Source organism: Alcaligenes sp. AB3 (assembly GCF_031844565.1).
Taxonomy (GTDB): Bacteria; Pseudomonadota; Gammaproteobacteria; order Burkholderiales; family Burkholderiaceae_B; genus Alcaligenes; species Alcaligenes faecalis.
Window position 1 is genome coordinate 56,353 of the sequence record NZ_JAUZVM010000010.1, and the last position, 11,943, is coordinate 68,295.

General features: G+C 56.8%; 10 protein-coding genes. 5 read left to right on the top strand and 5 right to left on the bottom strand.

The window, feature by feature from the left end; translation table 11 throughout:
- Positions 1 to 211 precede the first annotated feature (211 nt).
- Positions 212 to 1,222, top strand: a complete 1,011-nt coding sequence (locus Q9R35_RS16420) for an acyltransferase family protein (protein WP_311220134.1) — start codon at positions 212 to 214, stop codon at positions 1,220 to 1,222.
- Between the two features lie 198 nt (positions 1,223 to 1,420).
- Here Q9R35_RS16420 and Q9R35_RS16425 read toward each other — a convergent pair whose 3' ends face one another.
- Positions 1,421 to 2,668, bottom strand: coding sequence for a D-amino acid dehydrogenase (locus tag Q9R35_RS16425; RefSeq protein ID WP_042484654.1), 1,248 nt, complete (start codon positions 2,666 to 2,668; stop codon positions 1,421 to 1,423).
- A gap of 106 nt (positions 2,669 to 2,774) precedes the next feature.
- Entirely contained in the window at positions 2,775 to 3,659 is an 885-nt protein-coding gene (locus Q9R35_RS16430) for a LysR family transcriptional regulator (RefSeq protein WP_042484657.1), read from the bottom strand.
- A gap of 147 nt (positions 3,660 to 3,806) precedes the next feature.
- Here Q9R35_RS16430 and Q9R35_RS16435 point away from each other — a divergent pair, with 147 nt between their 5' ends.
- A complete protein-coding gene (locus Q9R35_RS16435) occupies positions 3,807 to 4,475 on the top strand; it encodes a GntR family transcriptional regulator (RefSeq protein ID WP_026483814.1) in 669 nt (222 codons plus the stop codon).
- A gap of 234 nt (positions 4,476 to 4,709) precedes the next feature.
- On the opposite strand, the gene Q9R35_RS16440 is transcribed toward Q9R35_RS16435, so the two are convergent.
- Positions 4,710 to 5,666 (bottom strand): tripartite tricarboxylate transporter substrate binding protein, encoded by a 957-nt coding sequence (locus Q9R35_RS16440; RefSeq protein WP_063691048.1) that lies wholly within the window; start codon positions 5,664 to 5,666, stop codon positions 4,710 to 4,712.
- 357 nt (positions 5,667 to 6,023) lie between these two features.
- Between Q9R35_RS16440 and Q9R35_RS16445 the strand changes: the two genes are divergently transcribed.
- From Q9R35_RS16445 to Q9R35_RS16455, 3 genes are read left to right on the top strand one after another with little or no spacing between them, the layout of a single operon-like run.
- Complete coding sequence (locus tag Q9R35_RS16445) at positions 6,024 to 7,640, top strand: ATP-dependent acyl-CoA ligase (protein ID WP_311220135.1); 1,617 nt, start codon at positions 6,024 to 6,026, stop codon at positions 7,638 to 7,640.
- Between the two features lie 21 nt (positions 7,641 to 7,661).
- A complete protein-coding gene (locus Q9R35_RS16450) occupies positions 7,662 to 8,822 on the top strand; it encodes a thiolase family protein (protein ID WP_042484664.1) in 1,161 nt (386 codons plus the stop codon).
- A 59-nt stretch (positions 8,823 to 8,881) separates the two neighbouring features.
- Positions 8,882 to 9,124, top strand: a complete 243-nt coding sequence (locus Q9R35_RS16455; protein WP_311220136.1) for a hypothetical protein — start codon at positions 8,882 to 8,884, stop codon at positions 9,122 to 9,124.
- An 878-nt stretch (positions 9,125 to 10,002) separates the two neighbouring features.
- Here Q9R35_RS16455 and Q9R35_RS16460 read toward each other — a convergent pair.
- Positions 10,003 to 11,313 (bottom strand): TRAP transporter large permease, encoded by a 1,311-nt coding sequence (locus Q9R35_RS16460; protein ID WP_253248761.1) that lies wholly within the window; start codon positions 11,311 to 11,313, stop codon positions 10,003 to 10,005.
- A gap of 14 nt (positions 11,314 to 11,327) precedes the next feature.
- Positions 11,328 to 11,852 (bottom strand): TRAP transporter small permease, encoded by a 525-nt coding sequence (locus Q9R35_RS16465; protein ID WP_042484672.1) that lies wholly within the window; start codon positions 11,850 to 11,852, stop codon positions 11,328 to 11,330.
- Positions 11,853 to 11,943: the final 91 nt, after the last annotated feature.

Sequence of the window (11,943 nt, forward strand, 5' to 3'; positions counted from 1 at the left end):
TATTTAACCGTATAACGCTGGTAATTTATACACCCTTTTTCAGTCTTCTTCGAAAGAGAGCGGGATGTTTTCATCCAGCCTGCATCCACAGAAAACCTGCAGCCATGCAGTCACATCCAGATAAAACTGGACGCTAAATCCCGTATTTGGGGGACAAATCAGAAACGTCTGCTCGTTAGGATGGGGAGGTCTCTGATTTTTATGTCCTGTCATGAACTGGATCAGCAATGCACGGACCGTGGCAATTTTCTCCGTCGTCTGCCTGCATATCGCCGCCTACGCCGTCCTGAATGCCGAGTTGGGTACTGCCAACTGGTGGAGTGGCAATCTTTACGACGCCGCCACACGCTGGTGTGTGCCGGTCTTCGTCATGGTCAGCGGTGCGCTCTTGCTGGAGCCTCGTCCCCAGGAAGGCATGAAGCTGTTCTATCGCAAGCGAGCATCGCGCGTCTTGCTGCCGCTGCTGTTCTGGACCGCCTTCTATCTGGGCTGGACGGCCTTCAAGCAGCACTGGTGGACGCCCGACGCTGATCCCTATCCCTATCTGGAGCGGCTGCTGCAGGGTCGACCTTATTTCCATCTCTGGTTTCTGTACATGATTGTGTTCCTGTACCTGTTCACGCCCTTTTTGCGTCGCATGGTCCAGAACACCAACTTGAAGCAGCTGGCCGCGCTGACCGGAGCGGCCTTTGTACTCTCTGCCCTCAGCACCCTCAGCAATCCGGACTTGAACACTCACTCTGCGCCCTTCTTTACCTGGTTCCTGTCCTATCTGCCCTATTTCCTGCTCGGTTACCTGCTGCGCAAAGTGCCGGTGAATGTGCCTCGCTGGCTGACTATTACGGTGCTGCTGGGCAGTATCGTGGCAACGGCCTGGGGCTTTTATGCACTGGCTATCACGCACGATAGGCAAACGGGTGCGTACTTTTACGATTACCTGAGCATCACCGTCATCCCCATGTCCATCGCGCTGATTCTGCTGCTGCGTGACTGGGATCAGCCCTTGATCAACTCGCGTATCAGTGCCCATCTGGCGGAGCTGACCTTGGGGGTGTATTTGATCCACCCCTGGCTGATCGACCTGATGTACCGCTACCTGTTCACGGCACTGGATTTCAATGCGCTGTGGTCGATTCCGGTGCTGGCGGTAGCCATTTATGGGCTATCCCTGTTGCTGACGGCGGGCTTCAAAGCGACGCCGGTTTTGCGGGCAACCGTCTAAAAACAAATACGTAAAAAAAAATGGGCAAGCTTCCAAGGGAAAACTTGCCCATCTCCATCTACTGGTGCGCAATCATCGCTACTGATTACTAGCGGCCAATTACCCCGCACCCAACATCCAATACCACGCCCTGCTACCGTAAACCCATGACCGGCCACGGACAATTGATTGCCACGTACCCATCATCCGCTTCAAGGTCTAAGGACGAAATGGAGCATCATCAATAGGCGCAGCCTCGCCCGTCAGGTGAGCCGCCAGAATCGCTGCGCTACCGCAAGCCAAGGTAAAGCCCAATGCGCCGTGGCCTGCATTCACCCACAAGCGACCTGCCAGCTTGCTGGCCCCCACAACCGGCTTGCCCGACGGCGTGGCAGGGCGCAAACCGGCCCAGGTCTGTGCCTGTTCCAGTGGCAGGCCAGGAAACAGATCCTTCACCTGCTGCTTCAAGGTCGCCATACGGGCAGCGGGAATATCCAGGCCATCAAAACCAATATCTACCATCGCGGCCATACGCAGCACTTCACCCAGACGGGCGTACACAATGCGCTGTTCATAATCGGTCACGCTGATAGCTGGCACAGCTTGATTCAAGCCTTCCAGCGGCAGGCTCAAGCTATAACCCTTCAAGGGGTAGATCAGGGGACGGCCACCCAGCTGACGCAGTAAAGGCACCGTACCCATACCGCTGGCCACAACAAACTGATCCGCCTGAATCTCGCCTTCAGCGGTTTGCACCGCACGGACATCGCGCCCTTCCATTACAAAACGCTGCACCGACGTGTTCAGTTTCAGCTGATAGTCGCTGTCGTTTTGCATGCGCTCGTGCAAGGCCACGGAAAACAGATAAGCGTCGCCCGCTTCTTCGCTAGGTGTATAAATCGCACCCTGCAAGCGCGAGCCCAACGCCTGCAAAGAAGGCTCCAGCTCCAGCACTTGGGCTGCTTCCAGCACTTGTTGTGACGATCCCATATCCGCCTGCAATTGCGCCTGTTCACGCGCATGCTGGAACGGGCCGGGACTGCGGAACACAATCAATTTGCCATTGTTTTGATGGGCAAACTCCAGATTGAAGCGCTCTTGCCAGTCGTGCAGGATATCGCGGCTCAGATAGGACAAGGTCAGCATCTGCGCGGTGGTACGACGCACCACATCACCTCGGCAGGCTTTCAGAAAATGCAGCAGCCAGCGCCATTGCTGCGGGCTCAACGCAGGCTTGAAGCGCAGTGGCGAGTCTTTATTCAATAACCAGCGTGGCAAATCCTTGAACACGCCCGGATCGGCCAGGGGGGCCACATAGCTGTAGCTTAACTGTCCGCCGTTGGCAAAGCTGGTCTGTCCGGCCACTTGCGAGCCAGCTTCCAGTACCGTGACCTTCACCCCTTTCTGGCGCAACATGAACGCGGTGCTCATGCCAATGACACCCGCGCCGATAATACATACATGCATGGAAATACCCCCAATAACTGGCCTCTATTGTCTTGGGGGCCGCTGTAGAGCGCCAATGAATAGTTGGCGCATTCCATAACCCTGGGTTATGGAATCAACTTTCTGCTCAGTCCGGGAAACGGCATTCCAGCAGAGCCTGCCGGATGTGATCCAGCACACGCTCACGCGAGCCAGAACCCGCATCATCATGAGCCGTCAAAATGCTGACCGGAATCGGCAAAGGCTCGGGCAAGCGGTGTATGGCAAGGCCTCGGCCTTGCATGGCTCGGGCTGTGACCAGATCCACCAGGGCCTCGCCCACCTGTTGTAAAACCAGGCCACAAGCCACGTAATGAGTCTGCACGCGCATGAAGGGCGCAACATCGGGGACATAGCTTTGCAGCAGATCTTCCACCATCGCACCGACAGGATCGTCAGCGTCCAAAGCGATGAAAGCACGCTCGGCCATCTCCTCCCAATGACGCAAAGGCGCAACGCCCGGTAAGGTGACATGTACCAATTCGGTATGGGCCAGCACCTGCTGTTGGACACCGGAAGACTCGCCCTGATCAAAGCTCATCACCATATCCAGGTCGCGCGTTTCCAGAGCTTGCAAGAGCTCCCCGCTGTGATGGGTGCGCAGCTCGAAACTCATGGCCGGATGAGCCTGACGACAACGGCTCAAGGCCACCGGCAATAGCTCCAGACCAAACGCCGGGCTGCTGCCAATACGCCACAGTCCCTCATGGTGAGAGCGCAGATTGCGCGCCAGTCGGCTGACGTCATCCAGGTTCTGATGCAGACGCGCAACGTAGGGAGCCAGAATGCTGGCCTCACGCGTGGGGATCAGGCGGCCACGCACACGGTCAAACAAGCGAAAGCCCAGCTGCATTTCTGCGGTTGCCAGCATTTTGCTGGCCGCAGGCTGAGAGATATGCAGCAACTGCGCCGCCTGCGTCAAAGAGCCGCCACGGCAAATCGCATCAAAAATTTCTACATGCCGCCACCGCATCGACTGGCCCTCCTGCTACGTGCTGGTCTGAAAACGACTTATTATCCTGCAACTTGGCCTGACATAAAACGCGTCAGCCCCCTGGGCTTACTTGGTATCCTATAGCCCTTTGAGTCTTTTGCCGTGCGCCAGGCGCCGGGCGAGCTTATGGCTGCCAATCCTTATAAAAAACGCGAACCCAATATCCGTGAACAAGTCTACGGCATGCTGCGCCAGGACATTGCCTTGGGCAAAATCGGCTTTGATGTGCGGCTGGTGGATAACGAAATTGCCGCCAGCCTGAATGTCTCGCGCATGCCGGTGCGTGAAGCCTTGCTGCAACTGAAAAACGAAGGGGTGCTGGAAGGGACGTCGCGCGGCTTTGTGCTGCGGGTCTACACCGCTCAGGATATTGAAGATATTTTCTCGGTGCGCCTGCTACTGGAGCCACCAGCCGCCAAGCTGGCCTGCATGAATCAAAGCAGAGTGGGCATGCTGGCCATGGAACAGGCCCTGAGCCGCATTGAAGCCACGCATCAGCAGGGCGACCCTATCGACAACATTCAGGCCAACTGGGCGTTCCGCAGCGCCTGGATCAGCATGGTGCCCAACAAGCAACTGGTCGATACGATGGCGCGTCTGCATGACCAAGCCGATCAGGCCCGGATTGCCTGCTTGCAAGACCCTCAATTCCGTCTGGAAACCATGCAGCGAGCCAAGGCGATTTGTCAGGCCTTCAGCGAGCGTCAGGAAGAACAGGCGGCTCATCTAATTATGGAAAATCTGGTCATTTGCTGCTCGGCGTATTGCCTCAAACAGGCGGAATTGCTGGCTTAATGATTCAGCATAAGCAGGAAACTGCGAAACAGGCTGTGATTGCTGCCGCCGTCGATGCTTCCTGCTCACTCACCGGCAATATAAAGCCCCGGCTGCAACCCATAGACAAGGTTTAGCCCTTCAGCCCAAGCAACTGTCTAGTATGCTGAAGACAGTGTCCACTCATTGTTCCGGGGCAACTCGCACACAACAAAAAAGGCGCCGTAGCGCCTTTTTTCTTCAAGCCATCACGTCTTAGTCCAGCGTGATTTCCAGGGCCTTGATGGTTGGTCCCATGGCTTGAGCATCGTGCTCGATCAGGTCAGCAAACTCTTGGGGAGTAGAAGGCTCGATCTGGATACCGAAGTCTACGAATTTCTTGACCACTGCATCCTCTTTCAGGACAGCCGTCAGTTGCTCGGTCAGGCGGGCCACGTCTTCATCAGGCGTACCAGCTTTGGCCGAAATACCCCACCAGATGGTGAATGCCACATTGGGGATACCGGCTTCGGCAATGGTAGGCACATCTGGACGCAGAGGGCTGCGCTCCGTTGTCGCTGCGGCAATCGCGCGCAGGCGGCCATCTTCCAGGAAGCCACGGCTGCCCGTCAGCACGTCAAAAATAAAGTCGATCTGGCCGCTGACGGCATCAATCAACGCTGGGCCTGCGCCCTTGTAAGGCACGTGCACCAGACGAGCGCCGGTTTCTTTACGCAGCATCTCGCCCAAAAGGTGAGTACCGGTACCCATACCGGGCGAACCGTATGTCAGCTCCTGCTTCTGCCCTGCAGCCACCAGATCCTGAACGGTCTTGAAGGGGCTGTCTTTATTGACCAGCAGGAACACAGGTGCCTTGGCAGCCAGCGTCATGGGGATCAGGTCGGTAGCCACGTCGTAATTCAGACGCTGGTACAGGTGGCGGTTCAGAGAGTAAGCACCGCTATCGGCCAGGAACAGCACCGTACCCAAAGAGCTGGGGTTGGCGTTTTTCACTACGTTCATGGCAACCTGGGCACCCGCACCAGGGCGGTTTTCCACGATGACTTTCTGATCAAAACGTGTGCCCATTTCCTGGGAAATCACACGCGCCAACTGGTCAGCCGCACCGCCCGGTGGGTAAGGCACAACCAGCGTCACATTCTTGTTTTGAGCATGGGCCTGTGCACCCAACATCAGCGCACAACACGTTGCCAACTTAAGCCATACCTTCATTGTTCTATCCCCGTTGCCCATATGGGCTTATTCAAAGTCATTGTGAAGCACATTGGCTCAAACACGTGAGCCTGGCCTGCTTTTTGCTGATCGACTGTCGTCCATAAACCTGATCAACCGTCTTGCTGGCCGTACTGCCCTGGTCTGCAAAACGCCTCCTTTTTCTGTCCTTGCTCCGCCCCTGATTTGCGCGAAATACCACTGCCTGGTGAGCTCTGCTACTTCGGGTTTTTCCGGTGAAGGACAGGAATTTCAAAATAATATATTGCAGTATACTGTTTGCAGGATATTAGTAATTTCACCCATGCATATCGGCTTGCCGCCTTGATCGCGCGTTGGCCGGGAGACAGATAGATCATGCACGCCCATTCCATTCCAGCTTCTGAATTGCCGCTGTTTTCAATACCTGCCACGCAGCGCACGGTACCCGCTCTGTTGCGCCTGCGCGCAGAGCGCATGGGTGATGCTCCGCTGTTTTCAGACCGCAACACTCACTACACCGGCCAGCGAACCTTGCAGACGGCCGCTGCCAGTGCCAGCCGATTGAGCCGGGCTGGTATCAAACGTGGCGACCGCGTTGCCCTGCTATGTACCAACCGTCACGAATTTCTGGATATGGTTCTGGGTTGTGGTTGGCTGGGCGCGATTGTGGTGCCTATCAATACGGCCTCGCGCGGGGCGCAGTTGCAGCACATCTTGTGCAATAGCCAAGCCAGTTTGCTGGTAGTGGAAACGGATCTGACGCCGCTGCTGGCCGATGTGGACCTTGGCGCTACCGCCGTCCAGCAAGCCTGGTTGATTCAAGGCCAGGAAGCGGCACAAACACTGGCGGTGAGCACCTGCGATTTGCCTGCTTTGGGCGATTACTGCGAGCCTGCTGATATAGGCCCCGGCGATACGCTGGCCATTCTGTACACCTCCGGCACCTCGGGCCCTTCCAAAGGGGTGCAGTGCCCTCACGCCCAGTTCTACTGGTGGGGTATTTACACCGCCAGCAAGCTGGGCATGAAGCCTGATGATGTGCTGTACACCTGCCTGCCCATGTTCCACACCAATGCCTTGAACACGTTTTTCCAGGCCCTGGTCAGCGACGCCTGCATGGTGGTGGACAAGCGTTTCTCGGCCAGCCGTTTCTTCGACAATCTGTACGAAACCGGCGCGACGATTACCTATCTGCTGGGCGCCATGGTGCCTATCTTGCTCTCCAAGCCAGAAGCAGCGGCAGAGAAGCTGCACAAGACCCGCATTGCGCTGGGCCCAGGTGTTCCCGAGCAGTTTCATAGTCAGTTTCTGGAGCGCTGCCACATGCATCTGCTGGATGGCTTTGGCTCTACCGAAACCAACTATGTGATGGGCCGTGGCATTCAGGAACAGCGCAATGGCTATATGGGCCGCGTCTCTGAAGGCTTTGAGGCGCTGGTCGTGGATGAAAACGACAACCCGCTGCCAGACGGTGAAGTGGGTGAGCTGTTGCTGCGCGCCGATGAACCCTATGCCTTCGCGCTGGGTTACTACGGTCAGCCTGACAAGACGGTGGAGACCTGGAAAAACCTGTGGTTCCACACGGGTGACCGCGTGGTGCGTGATGCCGATGGCTATTACCGCTTTGTGGACCGTCTGAAAGACATGATTCGTCGTCGTGGTGAGAACATTTCCTCCTACGAAGTCGAACAGGCTTTGGCCAGCCATCCTGCTGTCCATACGGTTGCTGTCTATGCTGCCAAGTCCGAGCTGGCCGAGGATGAAGTCATGGCCATGATTGTGCTGCGCCCGGATTGCACGGTCAGCTGCGAGGAGCTGCTGCAGCATTGCGAGCGCCGTCTGCCCTACTTTGCGGTGCCTCGCTTTATTGAGTTTGCCCAAGTCTTGCCCACCACGGAAAATGGCAAGATTCAAAAGTTTGCCCTGCGTGATCGCGGCGTTGGCCCCGACACCTGGGATAGAGAAAAAGCAGGCTATCAGGTTCGCCGCTGATCGCTGCCACAGGAATTCGATATGACGCCTAGTTTCGATCTGGACACAGTGCGCCTGCTGGGCGCGACCGAGGTCACCTACACCCGGCGTGGTCAGTTGGGCACGTCCGAGCTGCTGGCCCAGGCTTTCAAGCAGTCTCTTGCTGCAGCAAGTCTGAAGGCCAGCGATATTGATGGTCTGGGGGTAGCCTCCTTTACCCATGCACCGGATCGGGCTATTGATCTGGCCTGGAAGCTGGGCTTGAAGGTGGGCTGGATTATGGATGACAGCAATGGCGGTGCCAGCGGTCTAAATATTCTGCAGCACGCTATTCGTGCGGTACAGGCGGGTGATGCCCGCTGTATTGCAATTGTGGCCGGGGATCATTTTCAGGCCAAGGATTTCCAGCAACTGGTCGAGAACTATAACCAGACGACTTACGATCATTTGCGGCCTTTGGGCGCGGGCAGTCCGAATCATCGCTTTGCCATGCTGACCGCGAATCAAATGCGCAAGCTGGGTTTGGAGCGAGCGGATTATGCGGCCTTGGTGATGCGCCAGCGCATGTGGGCCGGCATGAATCCAGGTGCCGTGTATCGCAGTCCCATGAGTCTGGATGATTATCTGAATGCGCCTGAAGTGGCGGATCCTTTAACGCGGCTGGATTGTGTGCCGGTGGTGGATGGGGCCAATGCCTTGATTGTGATGCGCGCGGATCATCCGGCGGCGCAGAATCAGCCTGAAATTACGGTGAAGGCGTTACGCAGTTTTCATAATATTGATGATCAGCAAGGCGACGGCTTGAGCACGGGTCTGGCGGCTTTGGCTCCAAGCTTGTGGGCGGATTCGGGCTTGAGTCCGGCACAGATGGATGTAGTCAGTATTTATGACGATTACCCGGTCATGGTGCTGGCGCAGTTGCAGGATTTGGGCTTTTTTGAGGCGGATGGGGCGAAGCAATTTATCCATGAGTCTATTGCGACGGGTCGTCTGGCCTTGAATACGTCTGGCGGGCAGTTGTCGGCCGGGCAGGCCGGGGCGGCGTGCAGCTTGCATGGTTTGGTCGAGGTGATGCGTCAGTTAAGCGCTCAGGCCGGGGAGCGTCAGGTGGCGCAGGCCCGTTATGGCTTGGTCACGGGTTACGGCATGGTGGAGTATCGCTATGGCATGTGTTCGACGGCTCTTGTTTTGGAGGCCTTGTGATGAGTCCTGCTGTCTTTCGTTGTGTGCAGTGTGATCATCGAGTGTTTCCGGCGCGGTTCTTGTGTCCGAAGTGTCATGGGGATGAGTTTCTGGCTGAGGGGTGCGCGTCTGGTGTGGTGACGGAACTGACGCGTAGTGTCTCTTCTGGCGAGGAGACTGGGGTGTATATGCTGGCAACGGTGGCCAGCGATGCGGGGCCGGTGTTGATTGCTCGTGTGTTGGATGAGGCTGTCCAGCGGGGGGATAAGGTCGCTTTGGTTCTGCGGGATGGTGGGATTTATGCGGATCTTGGGCGGGAGTAAAGGCTCTTTCTCAGCAGCTTTCTTTGGAATGGTCTGATTGAATGGGGTTGGGTTTAGATGCCTAGCGTGTAGAGATCGGGCTGACTCAAGTGTTAGTGTCAGCCACTGTTCGACACGATGAAGAAGGTGGCTATAAGACGCTGATTAAGGGGCTGTCCGGGTGTCGGGGCTGGCAACTTGCCGGCGCTGCGCGCCGGTGCCCTGGTCAGATAATCGCTACGGGCGCACCTTGAACTCGTCCGGTGGTTTGTCCACCGGACAAACCACAAGCGTCGGACTCAAACAGCAAGGTGCTTGCACCCCTGCGCAATTATCTGCCTGCGGCAAGTCACCTGATCCGCCCCAACACCCGGACAGCCCCTCAATCAGCTCACAGCATCTTTTATCGGACGATTGTTGATCGGGGTTTGAACGCTCCGACTTAGTGTTCTTAACGGGATCACTGATCCTAGAACTGCTTGATGACAGGGATTGTGCAGCAAGAGGAGAGTAGGCAGTCACTGTACTAAGCCCGTATTGGCTAATGTCTGAGTGCGCTTTACTACACACAAGCTAAAGACGTGGGACTTATGTGCTTAAGCCTCAACAGCTGACTTGAACGCTGTCGGTACACACACAACCTGCGTTCTACTCGCCTCTAAAATCGATCTCAGCGACAGGCAGAAAGATCGTTAGAGTTTTTGTGCACCGCTCCCATATCAATCACTTTGCTGCACATGAATATGCGGCAAAAACAATCAATGCTATCGAGCATAAAAAAGACCTCAGTTTGGCATCAGCCAAACTGAGGTCTTTTTGTCTGAAAGTTTTATCCAGACTCTGGCTTTCTTCGCGGGACAACATGCTTGTTGTCCCGCTTTCAGACTGCCTGCTCTGTCTTAGCCGATCAGTCCGGGCAGGCCCACGGCAACCCAGGGAACAAACAGGACCAGCGCCAGGATGCCGATTTCTATGACCAGGAAGGGCACGGCGGCGCTGTAGATGTGGGGCAAGCGGATAGATGGCGGGGCCACGCTTTGCATCACGATCAGCAGCAGGCCGAACGGTGGGGTCAGCAAACCAATTTCCAGTGCGATCAGGATCATGACACCCAGCCAGACGGTATCCACACCTGCGGCCAGAGCCAGGGGCATGAAGAAAGGCAAAGCGATCATCATCATGGAGATTTGATCCAGCACCATGCCCATGACCAGTAGCACCAGCAGCATGCAGATCACCAGCACGAAGGGCGACAGCTCATAGTCTTTGATCATGCCCAGGAAGCCTGCGCTGGCTCCGGAGAAGCTCAGCAGCTGGGCGAAGGTGGTGGAGGCGGCCAGGATGAACAGGATCACGACCGACACTTTGGCGGTTTCGATCAGGCTCTTCCACAGTGCTTTCAGGGTCAGAGCACGGTAGGCGATGGTTGCCAGTACCGAGGCCACGACGCCGATCGCTGCCGATTCGGTAGGCGATGCCCAGCCTGCCAGCATCGAGCCGACGACAGCAATGAAGATGCCCAGCAGTGGCACGACGTTGAACACGAAGGGTTTCCACAAGGCCCAGCCTTTCAGGCGAGTGGCGGGATCGTCGTCACTCATGGGGGCATCTTGCGGACGCAGGCGACTGCGTAAGACCACGTAGGCCAGAAAACCTGCTGCCATCAACATGCCGGGCAGGATGCCGCCGATCAGCAGTCGTTCGATGGAGATACCGGCCAGGCTACCCAGCATGACGGCCAGGGCCGAAGGCGGGATCAGCATGGCGATACCGCCCACCGCCATGATGGGACCCATGGCCATGGTGGGGTGATAGCCGCGACGCAACATTTCCGGCAGCATCACGCCGCCCATCATGGCGGTGTTGGCAATGGACGAACCCGACAAAGTCGCAAAGGTCGTTCCACCCAGGATACTGACGATGGACAGCTTGCCCGGCACGCGCGAGATCATGCGTTCGATGGAGTCGATGGCTTTGAAGGCCAGCCCGGTGTGGAACAGCACCTCACCCATCAGGACGAATAAGGGGATGGGGGTTAAGGAAAAACTGCCAATGGAAGCGGTGGTGTTACGCGCCCATTGAGCCAAACCTGCCGCCTCGCCCAGAAACAGCCAGGCACCCAGCAAGTTCACGGACAAGAAGGCAAAAACCACCGGCGTACCGATAGCCATCAAGAGAAAAAGTGATCCCAGCAGCAGGATCAATGCCATGTACCATTCCATGCTCAGGCTCCTTGCTTAACGGGACGGGAAATCAGGCGGCGCAGGAATTCCAGTGCCAGCATGGACGCACCAAACAGCAAAGGCAGATTCAGCCACCACTCCGGGAACACCAGGGCTTTGAATACCATGGCCCCTTGCTCGTGAGCATCCAGGGCGACGACGGCACACTGCCAGGCCAGCACGGCACTGACAAGCAGGCCCAGAAGGTTGGAAACCAGATCCAGCAGGCGCTGAACAGGAAGGGGCAGGTTGTTGAACAACACGTCGATACGGATATGACCGCCCAGGTACAGCACCCAGGGTGCTGCCACGAAGGTGGCAATGATCAACATGTATTCGGTTACTTCCACGCTGGTGGACAGCGCGTCGTAACCCAGGTTGCGCAGCACCACGTCGGCACAAACCAGCAGGCTCATCAGCCCGAAAGTCAGCGCCGCAACGGCTCCGCAAGCATGCATTAACAGGGCGTAAGGACGCCCCCAGGTCGTGTTGGAAGGCAAGCCTTCCGGGGCTGTTGCAGCAGACATCGCGTCTTCTCCGCAGATCAAGGTCACTGAAAGGGCGGGCAGATTGCCGCCCGTATGGCACCATCAAAAAGTGGACACTGTCCCAAGGGCA